This window comes from Spirulina sp. CS-785/01 (genome assembly GCF_028330525.1).
Taxonomy (GTDB): Bacteria; Cyanobacteriota; Cyanobacteriia; order Cyanobacteriales; family Spirulinaceae; genus JAQMSD01.
Window position 1 is genome coordinate 1 of record NZ_JAQMSD010000203.1, and the last position, 18,114, is coordinate 18,114.

General features: G+C 47.4%; 16 protein-coding genes. 6 read left to right on the forward strand and 10 right to left on the reverse strand.

The genetic code is table 11. From position 1 onward, the window contains the following. From PN462_RS13145 to PN462_RS13175, 7 genes are all read right to left on the reverse strand, one after another. On the reverse strand, window positions 1-208 hold a 208-nt coding region (locus tag PN462_RS13145; protein WP_272128732.1), incomplete at its 3' end, for a phage holin family protein. A gap of 89 nt (window positions 209-297) precedes the next feature. Further along, window positions 298-1,074, reverse strand: a complete 777-nt coding sequence (locus PN462_RS13150; RefSeq protein WP_443029165.1) for a class I SAM-dependent methyltransferase — start codon at window positions 1,072-1,074, stop codon at window positions 298-300. Between the two features lie 260 nt (window positions 1,075-1,334). Next, window positions 1,335-2,546 (reverse strand): M20 family metallopeptidase, encoded by a 1,212-nt coding sequence (locus PN462_RS13155; protein WP_272128735.1) that lies wholly within the window; start codon window positions 2,544-2,546, stop codon window positions 1,335-1,337. An 84-nt stretch (window positions 2,547-2,630) separates the two neighbouring features. Then, window positions 2,631-3,302 carry a hypothetical protein gene (locus PN462_RS13160; RefSeq protein ID WP_272128736.1) on the reverse strand — a complete coding sequence of 224 codons (672 nt, stop codon included), beginning with the start codon at window positions 3,300-3,302 and terminating at the stop codon, window positions 2,631-2,633. Window positions 3,303-3,360: 58 nt separating this feature from the next. Then, window positions 3,361-4,155 (reverse strand): type 1 glutamine amidotransferase, encoded by a 795-nt coding sequence (locus tag PN462_RS13165; protein WP_272128737.1) that lies wholly within the window; start codon window positions 4,153-4,155, stop codon window positions 3,361-3,363. Between the two features lie 10 nt (window positions 4,156-4,165). After that, window positions 4,166-4,735, reverse strand: a complete 570-nt coding sequence (locus PN462_RS13170; RefSeq protein ID WP_272128738.1) for a Uma2 family endonuclease — start codon at window positions 4,733-4,735, stop codon at window positions 4,166-4,168. 486 nt (window positions 4,736-5,221) lie between these two features. Then, window positions 5,222-5,887: a glutathione S-transferase family protein gene (locus tag PN462_RS13175; protein ID WP_272128739.1), complete on the reverse strand. Its 666-nt coding sequence runs from the start codon at window positions 5,885-5,887 to the stop codon at window positions 5,222-5,224. 146 nt (window positions 5,888-6,033) lie between these two features. Here PN462_RS13175 and PN462_RS13180 point away from each other — a divergent pair, with 146 nt between their 5' ends. Next, window positions 6,034-6,720 (forward strand): hypothetical protein, encoded by a 687-nt coding sequence (locus PN462_RS13180; protein WP_272128740.1) that lies wholly within the window; start codon window positions 6,034-6,036, stop codon window positions 6,718-6,720. A gap of 139 nt (window positions 6,721-6,859) precedes the next feature. Beyond that, window positions 6,860-8,689 (forward strand): peptidoglycan D,D-transpeptidase FtsI family protein, encoded by a 1,830-nt coding sequence (locus PN462_RS13185; protein ID WP_272128741.1) that lies wholly within the window; start codon window positions 6,860-6,862, stop codon window positions 8,687-8,689. Between the two features lie 248 nt (window positions 8,690-8,937). On the opposite strand, the gene PN462_RS13190 is transcribed toward PN462_RS13185, so the two are convergent. Then, window positions 8,938-9,501 (reverse strand): Hsp20/alpha crystallin family protein, encoded by a 564-nt coding sequence (locus PN462_RS13190; RefSeq protein ID WP_272128743.1) that lies wholly within the window; start codon window positions 9,499-9,501, stop codon window positions 8,938-8,940. A gap of 121 nt (window positions 9,502-9,622) precedes the next feature. Next, window positions 9,623-9,979 carry a DUF4870 domain-containing protein gene (locus PN462_RS13195; RefSeq protein ID WP_272128745.1) on the reverse strand — a complete coding sequence of 119 codons (357 nt, stop codon included), beginning with the start codon at window positions 9,977-9,979 and terminating at the stop codon, window positions 9,623-9,625. Between the two features lie 247 nt (window positions 9,980-10,226). Here PN462_RS13195 and psaC point away from each other — a divergent pair, with 247 nt between their 5' ends. From psaC to PN462_RS13215, 4 genes are all read left to right on the forward strand, one after another. Continuing rightward, window positions 10,227-10,472 carry a photosystem I iron-sulfur center protein PsaC gene (gene psaC / locus PN462_RS13200; protein WP_204106816.1) on the forward strand — a complete coding sequence of 82 codons (246 nt, stop codon included), beginning with the start codon at window positions 10,227-10,229 and terminating at the stop codon, window positions 10,470-10,472. A gap of 304 nt (window positions 10,473-10,776) precedes the next feature. Beyond that, entirely contained in the window at window positions 10,777-12,462 is a 1,686-nt protein-coding gene (locus PN462_RS13205; RefSeq protein WP_272128746.1) for a M14 family metallopeptidase, read from the forward strand. A gap of 1,257 nt (window positions 12,463-13,719) precedes the next feature. After that, the gene (locus tag PN462_RS13210; RefSeq protein ID WP_272128747.1) at window positions 13,720-15,741 is read left to right on the forward strand and encodes an Rne/Rng family ribonuclease; all 2,022 of its coding nucleotides are present in this window, start codon (window positions 13,720-13,722) and stop codon (window positions 15,739-15,741) included. Next, entirely contained in the window at window positions 15,734-16,369 is a 636-nt protein-coding gene (locus PN462_RS13215; RefSeq protein WP_272128748.1) for a ribonuclease HII, read from the forward strand. Before PN462_RS13210 ends, PN462_RS13215 begins: the two co-directional genes overlap by 8 nt. A 241-nt stretch (window positions 16,370-16,610) precedes the next feature. Here PN462_RS13215 and PN462_RS13220 read toward each other — a convergent pair whose 3' ends face one another. Further along, window positions 16,611-17,816, reverse strand: a complete 1,206-nt coding sequence (locus PN462_RS13220) for an ABC transporter permease (protein WP_272128749.1) — start codon at window positions 17,814-17,816, stop codon at window positions 16,611-16,613. Window positions 17,817-18,114: the final 298 nt, after the last annotated feature.

Sequence of the window (18,114 nt, forward strand, 5' to 3'; positions counted from 1 at the left end):
CCACTAATAAGAATAAGCCTAATGTGAGAATGGTTAAGGGAAGGGTAAACAGGACTAAAATGGGTCGCACGATCGCATTCACAATCCCAAAAATCGCTGCCGCAATCAAGGCCGCGACAAACCCCTTAATCGCCAATCCTGGCACAATCGAAGCGGTGAGCAGTACCGCTAAGGCGGAAACTACCCAAGTTAATAGAAAATTACCCATAGTCAAATTTCTCCTAGAATTACTCTATTTTTATTCTACTGTTGGCTTGATCACTCAGCAGTAATCTGTTACCAGTCTTCGCTGTTTTCTCAGTTACCGCATAACTCGGCAATGACCAGCATTTCCATGTCGTCTGTACGCAGTTCGTTTTCTCGTGAGAATGCTCCGAGTTTCGCTCCGAAAATGTCGATCTGAGTGTAGTTTAGCGATCGCAACATAAAAATGATCTCACTCGGCACGTAATAGCGTTCATTACACTGAAGCTGCACTTGTTTACCGTTGTCGTCTTCGATCTCCATGACGCTGCGATCGCGGAAGGTCATCAGATCAAAACTGTGCTGATCCTGTGTGGCATTGCCTTCCTCAGCAGCGTTGGACAGGTATTCTGTCACGGAATGAAAAAGCGGGAATAAACCATTCAAAGCCGTAAAAATGAACTTACTCCCAGGTTTTAAAACTCTCGTGACGTTTTCGAGGATAGCAAAATTCATTTCATCTGTCTCCATCAGGGAGAAACCACCTTCGCAGAGCATGATGGCTGCATCGAATTCCGTCTTGAATGGGAGTGCGCGTGCGTCACCTTGGTGGAATTCGATCTGGAGTCCTGCGGCCTCGGCCTTCGCTCTAGCACGGTTGATCAGGGTTTCTGACAAGTCAATGCCGACCACATTGTAACCCCGTTGTGTTAACTCGATCGCGTGCCGTCCTGTGCCACACCCCACATCAAGGAGACGAAGTGCTTTATTAAAGTTCAATTCTTGTTCAATGAAATCACATTCTCCCAAAGTGCCTTTGGTGAAGACCTCATTATCGTATTTCTGCCCATAGTTCTCATAGAGCGTCTCGTACCACTGTTTCTCAGCCATGAACTTCTTTAACATTGGGAATTGGTGATTGGTGATGGGATGGGGGAGGTCGAGGAGTTGATATTTGAGAGTTGGGGAATTGAACCACAAAGACACAAAGGACACAAAGGGGAGTCGGGAGATGGGGAGGATGGGGGAGATGGAGGAGATGGGGGAGAACAAAGAACCAAGAACAAACAACATTACTGTTTACTGTTCCCTGTTCCGGAGTTCCCTGTTCCCTTTTTTACAAACAACAAACAACAAACAACAAACAACAATTACCCTTCCTGCCAATACTTTAAGGCAGTATGAGCTAAAGTTACAACCCCAGTAACAATGGCACTCTCATCGATATCAAATTCGGGGTGATGGAGGGGATGGTTGAGGTGTCCGGGTTGGCCGACACCGAGACGGAACATGGTCCCTGGGGCTTGTTCTAGGTACAGGGAGAAGTCTTCGGCCCCTAAGGACGGTTCGGGGAGGAGTTGCACTTTGTCTTTCCCCCAGGCTTCTGTGGCTGCTTCTTCGACTAATTTAGTGAGGGCAGGGTCATTTTGCACCGAGGGGACTCTACGATTATAGTTCATCTCGTATTTGGCCCCGTAGGTTTGACAAACGCTTTTAACGATTTTGTCTATCCAGTCGGGGAGGTTTTCGTGGGTTTCGGGGTGCAGCGATCGCACTGTCCCTGATAATCGTACCTGATCGGCGATGACATTCGGGGCTCGACCTCCATTAATCTCCCCAATGGTTAACACAATGGGACGTAACGGGTTTTGAGTGCGACTAATGGCCTGTTGTAATGTGGTAATCACTTGGGCTGCTATCCAAATGGCATCAATGGCTTGATGGGGTCTTGCCCCGTGGCCAGATTCCCCCTGAATAAACAATTCTAGGTCATCGGCGGCGGCAGTGAGGGCCCCATAGCGAACCCCAATTGAACCCACCGGAATGGACGGGAAAACGTGCAATCCTAACACATGACTGACATCCCGCATCACCCCATCTTGCACCATCCAACCGGCCCCTTGGGCAATTTCTTCGGCAGGTTGAAAGAGAAAGCGGATATTGCCAGGTAAAATGTCCCGTACCTGAGCCAAGACCATGGCTGTCCCTAAACCAATGGTAGAATGAACATCATGGCCACAAGCGTGCATCACTCCAGGAGTCCGAGAGGCAAAGTCTAAAGTTGTGCGTTCTTGGATGGGGAGGGCATCCATATCGGTGCGGATGGCCAAAACCCTGCGATCGCGGCCTTGCCCTTGTAATTCTCCCACAACTCCGGTTTTCCCCACTGCTTCCTCTACGTGCAGGCCACAGGACGATAAAACCCCGGCCACATAGGCCGCTGTTTGATACTCTTGGCCACTTAACTCCGGGTGAGCGTGAATATGGCGGCGAATTTCTACTAAACGAGGGGCTAATTGTTCGGCAAGTTCTTGAATTTGCGTTAATAAAGAAGTTGTTGAAATACTAACCGTGTCAACCATAATTTATGAAAAATTTAGCGTGAAAAACAAACCCTCGTCCTTAGAGAGAGCCATCAATAGATAATCTTTTATTGAAAATTATGCTTAATTTACGGACTGGGTGGGTGGGTCTAAAGGAATAAAAACTTTTTGTTTCGGGGAAAATTGCCAAGCAATCCCTTCGGGGTCTTTTTTCTGACTCCATTCGCTAAAATTGTCATCCCCCTTATGCTTGGTAATCGTCCCAGAATGGACGTTGAGCCGTTTGGCTAATTCCGCTTGAATGAGCGCAACTTTCATGTTGCCCTGTTCATCGGGTTTCAGGAAATTACTCAACTGAGTGACTTCTTCTCGACTCAGGGCCTCCGAGTCAATGTCGCTACTGGGTTCACTTTCATCAAAAATGCGCCCCAAGGCACTGGCCGTTAAGAAATAATAAACCGTTCCCTTTTTATATTCCTTACGCTGGGCCCCGTATTCCGAGGCTTTATTCTCTAAAAACCGTTTGGCGGCTTCTAGGGTAATATTGGCATTTAAGGCTAAGTCAATGGCCGTTAAGCAACCTTGATTTTCTTTCAGCAATTGCGTAAAAAACGGATTAACTTGCTTACTCCAGTTTTTCCAGTTGTAATATTGCCAGACGCGCCAAATTAGCCCAATGACTGCTAGACCCAATAACACGGGCCAAGCAGAGTAGAGAAACACCACGGCAAGAGCAAACGGCACAATTAAAATTAATATGCCCGCCGCACTCCGGTCTAATACTTGTCCAGTCATAGCTTTGGCTTGAGTTCAAGGATCATGGCAACAAAATTGTTGCCCTTCTTTCAACAGTTTAAGGGTTCTTGACCAGACTGGATAGTTCAAGACGATTAAACATGGCCTGTCGCGCTTGTAAAGCCAAAGAATCGTCAAGTTTTGTTAAGGAAATGGGCGTTTGATATTTTTCTTTGAGGGCTGTTTGGATTAACCAATCGGCCAAAAAGGGATTTTTCGGGAGGAGGGGGCCGTGGGAGTAGGTTGCGATCGCATGACGATAAAATGCCCCCTCCCAACCATCTTCGCCATTATTCCCATACCCTTTAATCACCTTCCCCAACGGAGACACATTCCCTAAATAAGTGCGTCCCCCGTGATTTTCAAACCCCAACGCAATCGGCGTTTTCCCCAACATTTCCCGCAACTCCTCCGCTAGGGGAGAGGCCGTCAACTCAAACACCACATTGCCAATACAGCGAGAGGCATTAATCCCCGGATGTTTCGTTTCCAAGTCTAGTAGTCCTAACCCTTCAATCCGTTGGCCTAAAGCGGGTTCATAATACTTGCCCAAAAGTTGCGGCGACCCACAAGTAAACACCCCCGGAATTCCCGCCTCGATGCGTTGGCGAAAATTCTCCGCTTTGGCCCCTTGTAAGTCACGCATGACAATTTCTTGCTGTCGGTCTTGCGCTCCTCCCCCGACAATAATATCAACATTTTTAAATAAATCTGCCTCTGCTTGGCGGTCGAGGGGGACAACTGTGGCCGTAATCTCCCGCCATTGACAGCGTTGTTGTAAGCAGATCACATTGCCGCGATCGCCATAGGTACTCATTAACGTAGGATAAAGCCAACCAATTCTTAATTCCATGCCGTTCTCTTCAAGCTAAAAGCGTATCCACAGCAATAGTAAAGCCTTGCAGTCCCTTTTGCGTCCTCGCTTCCTCCCCTGGACTAAAGAAAACCTGCTGCTCTCCAGTCATCACCCCCACCCATTGACTCTCCGGAAAAATCAACCAAACCTCCTCACACCCAGACTGTAAATACTCCCGGACTTTGGCAAAAACCGCCTCTGCTGCATCAGTTGGAGAAATCACTTCCGCAATGAGACTAAAACTCTGGGGAAGCGTCGTAAACTCGCCAAATTGTTCCACCAACTCCGGGGTAAGATAGGCCACATCAGGACGACGGCCACGTTGCTGGGTTTGACAAGGCGTTTCTGTATAAACCTCTCCTCCTTGGTGACTCGACTCCATGTAGTTTCCCCAATAGCGTGCTAATTTTGCTTGAATGCGACCGTGTTTTCCCGTCATACCATTTTTCTCAATAATATTACCCTCAACCCATTCCGTCCCTTCTAATGGACAATCCAACCAGTCCTGTAAGGACGTTTCGATGGGAGAGGGAGGAGTATTTACGTTTTGCGGTGGTGCAATTTCTGCGGTGATCATTTTGTTTGTTGTTTGTGAACAAGGGAACAGGGAATAGGGAATAGGGAACTCCGGAATAGGGAATAGTTAGTTTTTGTTTGTGAACAAGGGAACAGGGAATAGGGAACAGGGAACTCCGGAATAGGGAACAGGGAACAGTTAGTTTTTGTTTGTGAACAAGGGAACAGGGAATAGGGAATAGGGAACTCCGGAATAGGGAACAGGGAACAGTTAGTTGTTGGGTTTGGGTTGTTGAACCTTGGGTTTAAACCCAAGGCTCAGAGCGAAAACCCGTTAAAACGGGTTAAGCTAAAATACTTTTAAACTGGGTTTCTTCAAGTGAGCCAAAAATACTCTAATCCCTGCTCCCTGTTCCCTTGCCTTGTTCGCGTAGCGTCCCGTCAGGGGTAGCGAAGCCGAAAGGCTGTTCCCTGTTCCCTGTTCTTTCCTATCACATACCAAGTTAAATGCACAACAGCTTAGGATTCATTATCAATTATCAACTATCTACAACCCCGGTGGTAAAGCCTCATTACATTGCTGATGAATTTCAGTGATACGTTGGAATACCCAAGGATAAGTATCCCGATAATGGGGGATTCTTGCCAACGGACTGAGTAACGCTGCCGCCGCTAGATCGGCTATGCTGAGGGCATTGCCCACTAAATAGGGAGAATCTTTCCACCGTTGCAGGACTTGAAACGCTGTCTCTAAGCGGGATTCTGCCAGCTTCACCGTTGCGGGAGTAATGCCGTATTGTTGCCGCACTACATTGATCACCAACATACTAAACCAAGAGGGATCGAGGGATTTTCCCTCATTGGCACGGAAATGATAATAAACAAAACGAGTCGCTGTGCCAATACTCTCGTCTAACCAGTCTTCGAGGAGTTCCGCTTGGGTTTGCTCTTGGGGGTTCGTTAAGGTATAGGTAGGATTAGGTTTAATTTTCTCTAGATAACGGAAAATATGAGTAGAGTCGGCGATCGCATCCGGTTCAGTCTCCTGTTCAGGCAATAACACCGGAACAGTCGTCAACCCGGTTAACGGCTTTAACTTCAACACATGAACCCCCGGTGTTAAATTCTCCACCCGATAGTCCATGTTTTTATAACCTAAAGCCAGTCTCGCTTTGCGACAATAATGGGAGGTACTAAATTGCAGTAAGAGCATGGGTTTCCAATGACGATCAAAAGCGTACCATTAAAGAAGTCGGACATCAGGGCTGATGGTCTTAGTCCAATCCCCCTAAAACAGTGATGTTAGTATGATGACGACTCTCTGTTTAGGCACATTTCACTATAGATATTAGGTATATTATGACTGCTTCCCCTCGTTCTTTCAGTTCTACCCCCCGTCGTCGCCCTCGCAAGTCCACTGCTGGGATTAAATCGTTAAACGGCAAAACCGCCAAACCCCAATCTCCTCGCTCTCGTAGTAAGGTAGCCCGTCACCCGGCCTTTAACGGTGACACCAAACCGCAACCCAGCGCAACTCCTCCCCAAAACGGCAACTCCCAAGAAACCCAAAAAAACACCAAAGTCGTCTCCCACCCGGCCTTTCAGAAAAAAGGCCAATCTACCCCCAAAACCGCCGCCAACAAAGCCTCCTCAACTCCCAGCCAACTCCCCAACAAACAACAGCAGTTTCCCCTCTGGTTGCGGACCTTATTGGCGGTTAAAAATGGGACTTCCATCTTAACCGGGTGTGTTGTCACCGCCGTTTTAATTGTGTATTCCTCCACGGTATATGTCCAACAACAATGGACCGAAGAATATCAACGGTTAGAGCAACTGCAACGAGAACATCGAAATCTCACCGCCGCCGATGAAGTCTTTAAAAATCAATTAGCGAGTCAGGCCAACCAAGAAAACGCCGGGTTAGTCGCCCCTAGTCCGTCTAATACCATCTTTTTACCCCGTTCTGAAGAAAAACCCTTTGTAGAGGATGCCCAAACGGCCTCTCGCCGTATCAACCGGAATGTTAACGCCCCCCTTGGCTATTAAATTGGGCGTGTTGAATAAGGCTACATACCTGAAAAATTCCGGGTTTTCACCATTGGGAGAGTGAAAACTATAAGGGATTCTCAACTCGGTCAACCCCTATTAATTGTTTCTCCTGTCCACCTTTGCTTGATTTTGAGACATGGCTGATTCTAAAGTAACGCCACTCCGGCCTCGCCAGAAAAAGGCGGCATCGTCTTCTCCAGGGGAAGAACAATCTCCGAAACGGTCTTCGAGAAGGAGAAAACCCCCAAAAACTAAGGTTCATCAACATTTAGCCAACAATCGTCTGTTAGTGGTTTGGGCGGTTTTGTTGGCGGGTGTGGGGGGATTAGGGTTAAATCTCTACAATTTGCAGGTGGTACAGTCGCAACAGTTAGCCCGTAAGGCCCAACAGCAACAGATGATTTATATGCGGCCTTATATTCCCCGTCGTCCTATTGTGGATCGGAATGGGAATGTGTTGGCGACGGATCGCTTGGTTTATACCCTGTATGCTCACCCGAATCAGTTTAAACGAGAGCGTGCTGAAATTGCCTCGGCACTCAAGCCGATTATTGGGCAAGATATTGTCACTCTGTTGGAGAAGTTTGAACAAAAGGAGAGTGGGATTCCCATTGCCTATGAATTATCTGAGGAGGAGGCCGATCAGGTGGCGGCTTTATCTTGGGATGGGTTGGAGTTAATTCGCCAATATTCTCGCCTTTATCCTCAGCAAGAATTAGCCTCAGAGGTGGTGGGATATGTGGATTTAGACCACAAGGGACAAGCGGGCTTAGAATATACCCAAGAACGGCTGTTAGAACGGAATGTGCGGACGCTACACCTCAACCGGGCCGGGAATGGGGCATTGATGCCGAATCATGTCCCGGAAGGGTTTTTGGAGTTTGATGAACGACGGTTACAACTGACCTTAGATGTGCGGTTGCAACGTATGGCGCGATCGCGCCTCAAACAAACCATCGAAAAGTATAATGCGAAACGGGGAACAGTCATCGTCATGGATGTCCGAGATGGGTCCCTGTTGTCGCTAGTCTGTGAACCCACCTTTGATCCTAATGAGTATTCTAAATTCCCCGTCAAATTGTTTAAAAGTTGGGCAGTTACAGACCTCTACGAACCGGGATCAACCTTTAAACCCATTAATGTAGCTATTGCTTTAGAAGAAGGGGCCATTCAACCCGATGATCTATTTGAGGATAAAGGCAAAATAGTCATCAATGGTTGGCCAATTTCTAATTACGACTATTTGCAGGAAGGAGGCCGCGGCCCCATCACTATCGAGGAAATCTTAGTCCATTCGAGTAATGTGGCCATGGTTGATCTCATCCGCCATCTGGATGTCCGCAACTATTACAATGCCCTGTTAGATATTGAACTCCTCGAAAAAACTGGAATTGAACTGCCGAGTGAGGGCATGGGACAACTGAAATCCGAAGAAGATTTCGCTAGAATTCCCGTAGAAATAGCCACCGCCGCCTTTGGTCAAGGGTTTTCCTTGACTCCCCTTAAATTGGCCCAACTTCATGCAGCCCTTGCCAATGGGGGAACATTAGTCACCCCCCATTTAATTGAAGGGTTAGTCAATGGCGAAGGAGAAATCCAAGATACTCCCCCACCTCGTCCCACGAAACAAATTTTTTCCCCGGAAACCACAAGAATTGTTCTCAACGCGATGGAAAGGGTAATCGAGGCTGACAGTGGGGAACGGGCTAGAATTGAAAATTATCGTATTGCGGGAAAATCGGGAACGGCACAAAAAGCGAGTCCCGATGGGGGATATCTTGAATATGCGAAGGTGGTTAGTTTTGTCACTGCTTTTCCCGTAGAAGACCCGAAATATTTGGTATTAGCGGTTATTGATGAACCCAAGGGAAATGGCATTTTTGGCTCTACTGTAGCGGCCCCCATTGTAAAATCGGTCATGGAGGCGTTAATTGCTCTTGAAGGGATTCCTCCTTCTAATCAATGAAAAATTAGCAATTAACAATTAACAGAACAATTCGCAATGGTTGTTTGTGATTTGTTCTTGGTTGAACAGAAACCGGGTTTCTGTGCAAAATGGTCATTTTTATAGATAAATGACCTAAGAAATCCGGTTTCTCACCCCTATTTTCTAGTGACAGGAAGAAACCGGGTTTCTGTGCAAAATGGTCATTTTTATAGATAAATGACCTAAGAAATCCGGTTTCTCAATACTACTTTCTATCACCCAATTCATTAACTCCAAGGATCAGGAATCGTGTCTTCATTGTCCTCTTGGGGGGAGTTTGGGGTTTCTGGTTGCGTTTCGCTAACCTGACGAGAATTAACTGAATTTACTGCAAATTCTGGTTTGGTTGCTGCTGGGGTTTCTGTGAGTCTGACTTTAATCACTTGGTTTGTCGGAGTGACTACTTTGGGTAAGTCTAGGGTAAGAATACCATGTTCAAACTTGGCTTGGGCCTGGTTGGCATGAATGGCCATGGGTAATTGAATCACCCGTTGAAAGTCTCCATACTTAAATTCAGCGTGGAAATAACCTCGACTCTCCGGTTGATGCTGATAAGGCCGTTTTCCTTGTAAAATGACCGCCTCACGGGTGATACTGAGATTAATATCTTCGGCAGATACACCGGGGAGGAGGACTCGTAAAACGAAGCGATCGCGGAAATTTTCTAACTCAATGGGGGGTTGCCAACTGTCTTGGGGGTGTCTCTCTCTGCTGCGGCCATACAGCACATCGTTCATCTGACGGCGTAGGGCGTTGACATCTTGTTGAGGGGGTCTATAAAGTCGTACCATGATGCGTTCTCCTTCTGTAAATTGAGGGTTGACTCATTCGCAATCTCTTATTTCAATCATGCCGCCTCAATTCCCGTTCGTCAGGGTGGAAAACCGACTACAAAAGGAGAGTTTTCTCACATTAGGAGATAAAGCGAATGGTAATGGGATAATGGACTCGTTCGCCATTTTGCGCTTTTTTGGCCGCTTGAATCGTAAAAATTAATTCGGCGATCCATAAAATTGCCCCAATGACAAAACCAATCAGAACTAACGCCAAAACAATGCAGATGGCCGCATAAATGGTCATACTAATTTGGTGATTGAGGGCTTCTTTACCCTGTTCATCAATAAAACTCGATTCTTCTCTTTTTAATAACCAAATTACTAAAGGCAAAATCACATTGCCAAAAGGAATGGGAATCACAAAACCGACAAAAAACCCTAAATGGGAAACCATTGCCAAATTTCGTTCTATTTCAGTGGGAGGTGTATTCATACCTAAGATTGAGTGACAATAAACGTGCTTTGTGATAAATCTACCTGATTTAAAAGAAAACGCCGTCTCCCCCAAGGCTACAATTGAGAGTCTGGTTTTTCCCGTAACCTAACAAGACTTTAGCAAATTGTTACAGAATTTAAAGGTTCGGCTTACTTTTCGAGATGGAGAAGAAAGGCTACGGTAAACTAAGCGATGAGTCAAAACGCTTTATTAAGAGAACACTCACCAAGGAGTAGATACTCAAATGTCTCATAGTGTAAAAATTTACGACACTTGTATTGGTTGCACTCAATGCGTCCGGGCTTGTCCCCTTGATGTTTTGGAAATGGTCCCCTGGGATGGCTGTAAAGCGAGTCAAATCGCTTCTTCCCCTCGCACAGAAGACTGTGTGGGTTGTAAGCGGTGTGAAACGGCTTGTCCGACAGACTTCCTGAGTATTCGGGTTTACTTGGGTGCCGAAACCACCCGCAGTATGGGTCTGGCTTACTAAGCCCAAGAATTGCATTGACATTGGAAAAACCCAACCTCTTGGGTGGTATTTTGGGGGCGATTTTTGCAAATTTTGCGATCGCCCCTCATTTTATTTATTGCCAATTCGTAATATTTTTTAACAATATGTTACATATAGCAAAAATAAATGATTTGTAATAAATCAAAAAGTAATAAAAAACTCTAAAACTCCTATCCCTGTTTCCTATTCCCTGTTCCCTGTTCCCTTTGCCAAACCAGTCAGTTTACAACTCTGATGAAAACGCCATACCAACAACAGTATCAAAATCAAAATAGATCACCCTATGAAACCCCGTTTTGATCGGTATTACCGTTATGAAGAATTAACCGCCCTTCTGCATCAATACGCCGCAGAATACCCCCATCTCCTCACCTTAGACAGTCTGGGCAACAGTTACGAAGGCCGCCACCTCTGGCTACTCACCATCACCGTCAAAGCCACCGGAGAAGCCAAGGACAAGCCCGCCCTCTGGGTAGATGGGAACATCCACGCCACAGAAATTGCCCCCTCCTCCGCCTGTCTCTACTTTCTCCATACCCTCGTCACCGAGTATGGCCAAGACCCAGACATTACCCGGTGTTTAGAGACTCGCGCTTTCTATCTTTGTCCCAGAGTCAACCCGGACGGGGCCGAATGGGCCTTAGCCGACTCTCCCAAATTTATCCGGTCAGGGACTCGTCCCTATCCCAACCGCGAGACCCCTCCCCAAGGCTTAACCCCAGAAGATATTGACGGGGATGGGCGGATTTTAACCATGCGTATCCCCGACGCAAATGGGGCATGGAAACCCTATCCCGACGACCCCCGTTTAATGATTCCCCGTGATCCTACCGAAACGGGGGGGACCTATTATCGCTTATTTCCTGAAGGCTATATCGCCAACTATGACGGGGTACTGATTAATCTAGCGACTCCCCAAGAAGGGTTAGATTTTAATCGCAATTTTCCCTTTCTGTGGCGACCGGAAGGGGAACAAACAGGGGCGGGAGACTACCCCACCTCAGAACCAGAAGTGCGGGCTTTAACGGCGTTTGTCACCACTCACCCGAATATTACCGGAATCATTACCTTTCACACCATGGGCGGTTTATTGTTGCGTCCCTACAGCCATCAAAGGGATGAGGAAATGCCGCCGCAAGATTTGCAAGTATATCAAAAAATTGGCGATAAAGGGCAAAGCCTGACGGACTATCAGGCCATGTCGATTTATCATCACTACCGGAATAATGCCCAAGACTATGTGACAGGGGCATTTGATGACTGGGGGTATGAACAGCGTGGGGTGTTTGCTTGGACGGTGGAATTGTGGAGTCCTTTACAACAAGTGGGCATTTGGGATCATCATCCTATTCACTGGTATCAAGACCACCCTATTGAGGATGATTTAGCCCTGTTACAGTGGAGTGATGAGGTGTTAGACGGACAAGGGTATGTGGACTGGTATCCTGTGGAGCATCCCCAGTTAGGGAAAGTGGAGTTGGGGGGATGGAATAGTTTTTATGCTTGGCGTAACCCTCCCCCGTCCTTATTGGAACAGGAAATTAGTCCGTTTCCCCGTTGGTTGGTGTGGCATTTGTTGATTTCACCCCAGTTAGAGATTTATGAAACTCATTGGGACTGGATGGGGGATGGATTATATTTAGTGCGGTTGGTGGTGCAGAATACGGGTTGGTTGCCCACCTATGTGACACAGAAAGCGCGGGAAAAACAGGTCAGTCGCGGGTGTAGTTGTTCGATTACTTTGCCAGAGGGGGCGAGTTTGGAAATGGGAGAGGAACAGGAATGGGTGGGGGAGTTGGAAGGCCGGGCTTATCAGTCAGCGACACCGACGCGCAGTGTGGGGGATGGAATGGGCGATCGCGCAAAAGTCCAATGGCTGATCCGCGCCCCCAATGGGGGTAAAGTGGGGTTAGAAGCTAGGTGCGATCGGGCGGGGGTGGTTCGGACTACAGTAGAATTAAAGGAGTGAGATGGGGGAGTTGATAGTTGAGAGTTGATAGTGGATAGTTGAAAGTTGGGAATTGAACCACAAAGACACAAAGGACACAAAGGGGAGATAGAGAAGATGGGGGAGATAGGGGGAATTAAAACACATTTTTGAGGGCGGCTCAAGCCGCACGGGTCGCTCTTCATCCCTGCGCGTGAAAAGTTAGGGCTTTCAAGCTCCCGATTAATGCGGTAAAATGTTGAAGTGGTCTAGATGCTGGCTCAGAGAGCGATCGCATCTGACCCGAAACCCAAAGAGCTACTGGGTTTTCGCTCCTGGGTTTGAACGCGACTCTAGGGAGTATCCCAAACTCCGGATTCATGGCTCGGACTCATTCACCGAAGCGAACTGGCCAAGGCAAAAACGCCGAAGCATCTCGTTGCTACTCTGAATCGTAAGCCCAGAGACCGCAGCAATGGAGAGAGTAAAAATGAGTGTTAGAATTTTCTCAAGACCCAAAACTTGACGCACCTAGTTTAAACTAATCTAGTTCAAACTCACCTAGTTTAAACTCACCTAGTTTAAACTAATCTAGTTCAAACTCACCTAGTTCAAACTCACCTAGTTTAAACTCACCTAGTTTAAACTCACCTAGTTTAAACTAATCTAGTTCAAACTCACCTAGTTCAAACTCACCTAGTTCAAACTCACCTAGTTTAAACTCACCTAGTTTAAACTCACCTAGTTTAAACTCACCTAGTTTAAACTCACCTAGTTAACCCGTGGCTTATCATAAAGCTACAACCTAGGAAGTTTTGTGGACGCAGAAAGTCGGGGGGTTAGAGAATGAATGGAGAACACCTTCTCGAGTTGAGGAGTGAATCACATACGCTGATGACTCTCAACAGCAAGTGACTCACTGATCACACAGTCCAATCCTAGAACTCTGGCCTAGACTAATGATTCCGGATGTCTCCCCGTTACCCTTTTGAACTCGTCTTTTGTAGTGTTGAGTGGTTTACTATTGACCTTAACCCGCACTCAATTCGCCACCTCTGGTGATATTCGTCTGGTGATATTCGTCCGAAACCAAGAACTTTTTCACAATTGAATTTAAGGTTCGCATGAATTTAAGGTTCGCATCTGCAAGAGACGCAGTATCTTTCAATTCCTAGTTGAACAAAGGTGATTTTCCGCTTGCGCGAATATTAGGAAACCCTAAATCAAGTTTGACTCATTCATGAGGAAATGGTGTAGCACACAGAACTTATATAGAATTGAGATTTTTGAGGAAATTGAATGTCCAAGCAAATCATTATTGCAGAGCAAAATCAGATCGCTGCTGTTTTTAGTGAAGACCAAATTCAGGAACTTGTTGTCTCTACGGGCAACCAACAAGTTGGTGATATTTATCTCGGTACAGTCGAAAATGTCATTCCTGGTATTGATGCCGCCTTTGTCAATATTGGGGATGCTGAACGGAATGGCTTTATGCACGTCACCGACTTGGGACCGTTACGCTTAAAACGCAGTGCTGGCGCGATTACAGAACTATTGGCCCCCCAACAAAAGGTGCTGGTTCAAGTCATGAAAGAACCCACCGGAAACAAAGGGCCTCGCTTAACCGGAAATGTCACCTTGCCCGGTCGATATTTAGTCTTAATGCCCTTTGCCCGTGGGGTGAACTTATCCCGACGCATTACCAACGAAACAGAACGCAGTCGTCTGCGGGCCTTGGCCATCTTGGTGAAACCTGCGGGAATGGGGTTATTAGTCCGGACGGAGGCCGAAGGGAAAAACGAAGAAGCCGTTATGGAGGATTTAGAATACCTCCAGAAACAATGGGAGGAGATTCAACAACAGGCCAACACCATGAGGCCGCCCGTTTTGTTGAATCGGGATGATGACTTTATTCAACGGGTGTTACGGGATATTTACACCAACGATGTGAATCGCATTGTGGTGGACTCCAATACCGGGGTAAAGCGGATTAAACAACATTTGATGAATTGGAGTGGCGGGCGATCGCCAGAAGGAGTTTTAATTGATCATCACCGCGCCAATCAGCCCATTTTAGAATATTTCCGGGTCAATGCCGCCATTCGAGAAGCCCTGAAACCCCGTGTGGATTTACCGTCGGGGGGCTATATCATCATTGAACCCACCGAGGCCCTCACCGTAATTGATGTGAACTCTGGGTCCTTTACTCGTTCAGCCACCTCCAGAGAAACGGTACTTTGGACCAACAGCGAAGCGGCCACAGAAATCGCCCGACAATTGCGCCTAAGAAATATTGGCGGTGTGATCATTGTGGACTTCATTGATATGGACTCCCGACGGGATCAGTTGGCGGTTCTAGAGCATTTTAACCGGGCCTTGAGTACCGATAAAGCCAGACCCCAAATTGCCCAACTGTCGGAATTAGGATTAGTCGAACTAACCCGGAAACGTCAAGGTCAGAACCTCTACGAGTTATTTGGCCATGAATGTAACGCTTGTGGAGGGTTAGGGCATTTAGCCCGCTTACCAGGTGATCCTGAGCCTATTCAAGCAGAAAAAACCCCGCCAACTATTTCTAATTTCCCCACAAAAGCCCCCGAACGGCGAGATGATGAAGTCGAAGGGTTAGTCGATCTCGGCGTTGAAGAAAATGCCCCGGATGAGGACTTACTACACCATCCCAGTTACCAAGAACAGGGCGGGAATAGTAACAGTAACCGCCGCCGCCGTCGCCGTCGCCCCAATGAAGGGGACAGCAGTAGTGGTAAAACGAAAGTCCGGATTGGCGCAAATGGTCAGAAAGAGACAGACAATGATTATCGGTCTTCGGGAGAGAGTGAGTCTTCGGGGCCGAGTCGGGAGTCGTCAGGCAGTAGTCGCAGTCGTAGCAGTTCCGACGATAATCGCTCTTATAACCGCTTCTCTCGACGGGATAATCAAGCTGTGGAGAAAGTATCAGTGGAAATGTCCCCCATTGAACAGAGGGTTTATGCCTTCATGGGGGTTTCTCCTTTGGTGAAAATTGATCGGGATGTGAAAGATGCGAAATCCGTGGTAGTGTCCGTGACGGATGCTATGGAGAAGTCGGAGGACGAGGATCGGGCAGTGGTGACGACTTCGGCCACTCCGGTGGAGGAAACTGAAACGGTGACTGAGAGTGCGGCTGAGAGTGCGGCTGAGAGTGCGGCTGCGAGTGCTTCTGCGAGTGCGGCTGAGAGTGCGGCTGAGAGTGCTTCTGAGAGTGCTTCTGAGGATTCTGAGTCCTCTCGCCCCATTACGCGCCGTCGTCGTCGTCGCTCTTCTGCGAAGTCCCGTGGTTAAGGGAAAGACGAGTCAAGGCCAACCCCTTGCCCCTGGGTTACTCTATGCCGATAAAGTGGTGGCTGGAGTGGATGAAGTGGGGCGGGGGGCTTGGTTTGGGCCAGTAGTGGCGGCGGCGGTAATTTTGCCGTTGTCGGCCTATGAGGAGTTAGCCGCCTTGAGGATTCGGGAGAGTAAGCGGTTATCGGGGAAACGGCGTAAGGTGTTAGAGGGGGAAATTCGGGCGGTTGCGGTGGATGTCCAAGTGGGTTGGGCAGAGGCAGCAGAAATTGATCAGGTGAATATCCTGCAAGCCTCTTTAAGGGCGATGGAACGGGCGGTGAGTGCTTTACAGCCTCAACCGGAGTTATGTTTAATTGATGGGCGTTTTGGGTTGCCGAATATTGCCTTAGAGCAGGAAACTTTGGTGAAGGGGGATGCTACGTCGTTAGTTATTGCGGCGGCGAGTATTGTGGCGAAGGTATGGCGAGATGAGTTAATTATTCGGTGGTCGGAAGATTATCCTCAATATCAGCTAGCCTCCAATAAGGGGTATGGGACGAAAGCCCATCGTTTGGCTATTGAACAGTATGGGGTGTCGCCTCAACATCGGCGATCTTTTCGGCCTTGTAATTTGGGTAATGGGTAATAGGTAATTGGTAATTGGTAATTGGTAATTGGTAATTGGTAATTGGTAATTGTTAATTGGTAAACCACAAAGACACAAAGGACACAAAGGGAAGATGGAGGAGATGGGCAAGATCGGGGAGATGGAGGAGATGGGGGAGATGGAGGAGATGGGGGAGATGGGGGAGATAGAGGAGATGGGGGAGAACAAATCACAAATTACAAATCACAAATCACAAATTACAAATCACAAATCACAAAAATCAATTAGATTTTAAGGCGGAGACGGGTTCAATTTTGCTGGCGCGGGTGGCGGGGATGAGACTGGAGGAGAGGCCGATGAAGACGGCTGAGGTGAGGGAGAAGGCGATGTTGCCGTGATCTAGTTCGTAGGGGGGAAGTGTTAGGAGGTCTTGTTGGCTGAGAATGTAGGTGATGCTGTCCACGACGATGATGGCAGTAATGCCGCCTATCCAACTGATGATGATGGCTTCTAGGAGAAATTGTAGTAGGATGTCTCGTTGTTTTGCGCCGATGGCTCGCCGTAGGCCGATTTCTGGGGTGCGTTCGATGACGGCGGCTACGGTAATATTAGCAATTCCTACTCCGGCAATGATAAGCGCGATCGCGCCGACGGCAAACAACCCCCGCGAAGCCTGTTCTAGCATGGCCTGATCTTCGAGAATATCATCTACGTTGTTGGAGACATAAGGCCAGTTATCTCCGTAAGGGAGTTCACTCCATTCTGGGTGTTTTTTCCGTAAGAGGGTTTCAATTTTCGGTTCAATGTCGTTGATCTGTCGTAAGCGATGGGGACGGAGTAAGAGTCGATTGATTCTCGCTCGTCCGCGAGTTGCTTGATAGGTGGAGAGGGGTATGACGACTTCTCCGGTGGGGTCTTCGTCTTCCCCCAACCGTTCTGGGATTTTGGCTTCCATGACTCCTACTACCCGATAGGGACTCGCCCCTACATAAACCACTTCTTCGACGGGGTTTTGCTGGCCAAAAAGCTGTTGTTGGATTAGTTCATCAATGACGATGGAATTGCGATACTGTTCAAAGTCTTCGGGAATCAGCGATCGCCCCCTTCCTTCTACCATTTGTCGGCCTGTGGTTTCAAAATACCCCAACGAGACGGCGGCAAACCTAACGCCAGTCTGTTGTTGTTGATAAAAAATGTTATCGTCTCTCCAACTCATACTTTTTGCCCCGACTGCACGAATTTGGGGGAGTTCTTGCTGTAAATATTCTAGATCACTCATTTGAGCGTTGGGCATCCAAACCCCAAGATGAGGGGCTTCCCGTTGGGCGAGGCGATTTTCAATTTTGGTTTCGCTAATACGACGAACCTGTAAGGTGGCATTCACGGCCATCACTCCCATAAATACGCTTAATGTGGTGAGGAGTGTTCGCAGTTTATTCCCCCGCAGGGATATAAAGGCTAGGTTGAATAAGTCCCAAGGACGCATTTTTTAGTTGATAGTTGATAGTTGATATAGCAGTTTTCAATAAGTTGTGTTAAAACTTGGGAGCAAAAGGGAATAGGGAATAGGGAATAGGGAACAGGGATAGGAGTTTTAGAGTTTTTTCTTGCTTTTTGCTTGATTATAAATCATTTATTTTTGCTATATAGCATTTTCAAACGAGATATGAAAACACATCGTAGTTTTTAAGATGAGGCAAGGTAAACAGTTTGTAATCTATAAAAAGAGTGAATAGCCGTTTCATAGTATTAAAGTTTTTACAGAAACGACAACATCTTCTCAG

Coding starts and splice junctions, on each gene's coding strand:
- PN462_RS13165 (WP_272128737.1), bottom strand. CDS start 4,155: ATGGAATTAAGAATTGGTTGGCTTTATCCTACGTTAATGAGTACCTAT.
- PN462_RS13160 (WP_272128736.1), bottom strand. CDS start 3,302: ATGACTGGACAAGTATTAGACCGGAGTGCGGCGGGCATATTAATTTTA.
- PN462_RS13150 (WP_443029165.1), bottom strand. CDS start 1,074: ATGGCTGAGAAACAGTGGTACGAGACGCTCTATGAGAACTATGGGCAG.
- PN462_RS13155 (WP_272128735.1), bottom strand. CDS start 2,546: ATGGTTGACACGGTTAGTATTTCAACAACTTCTTTATTAACGCAAATT.
- PN462_RS13170 (WP_272128738.1), bottom strand. CDS start 4,735: ATGATCACCGCAGAAATTGCACCACCGCAAAACGTAAATACTCCTCCC.
- PN462_RS13175 (WP_272128739.1), bottom strand. CDS start 5,887: ATGCTCTTACTGCAATTTAGTACCTCCCATTATTGTCGCAAAGCGAGA.
- PN462_RS13220 (WP_272128749.1), bottom strand. CDS start 17,816: ATGCGTCCTTGGGACTTATTCAACCTAGCCTTTATATCCCTGCGGGGG.
- PN462_RS13180 (WP_272128740.1), top strand. CDS start 6,034: ATGACTGCTTCCCCTCGTTCTTTCAGTTCTACCCCCCGTCGTCGCCCT.
- PN462_RS13185 (WP_272128741.1), top strand. CDS start 6,860: ATGGCTGATTCTAAAGTAACGCCACTCCGGCCTCGCCAGAAAAAGGCG.
- PN462_RS13195 (WP_272128745.1), bottom strand. CDS start 9,979: ATGAATACACCTCCCACTGAAATAGAACGAAATTTGGCAATGGTTTCC.
- PN462_RS13190 (WP_272128743.1), bottom strand. CDS start 9,501: ATGGTACGACTTTATAGACCCCCTCAACAAGATGTCAACGCCCTACGC.
- PN462_RS13210 (WP_272128747.1), top strand. CDS start 13,720: ATGTCCAAGCAAATCATTATTGCAGAGCAAAATCAGATCGCTGCTGTT.
- psaC (WP_204106816.1), top strand. CDS start 10,227: ATGTCTCATAGTGTAAAAATTTACGACACTTGTATTGGTTGCACTCAA.
- PN462_RS13205 (WP_272128746.1), top strand. CDS start 10,777: ATGAAACCCCGTTTTGATCGGTATTACCGTTATGAAGAATTAACCGCC.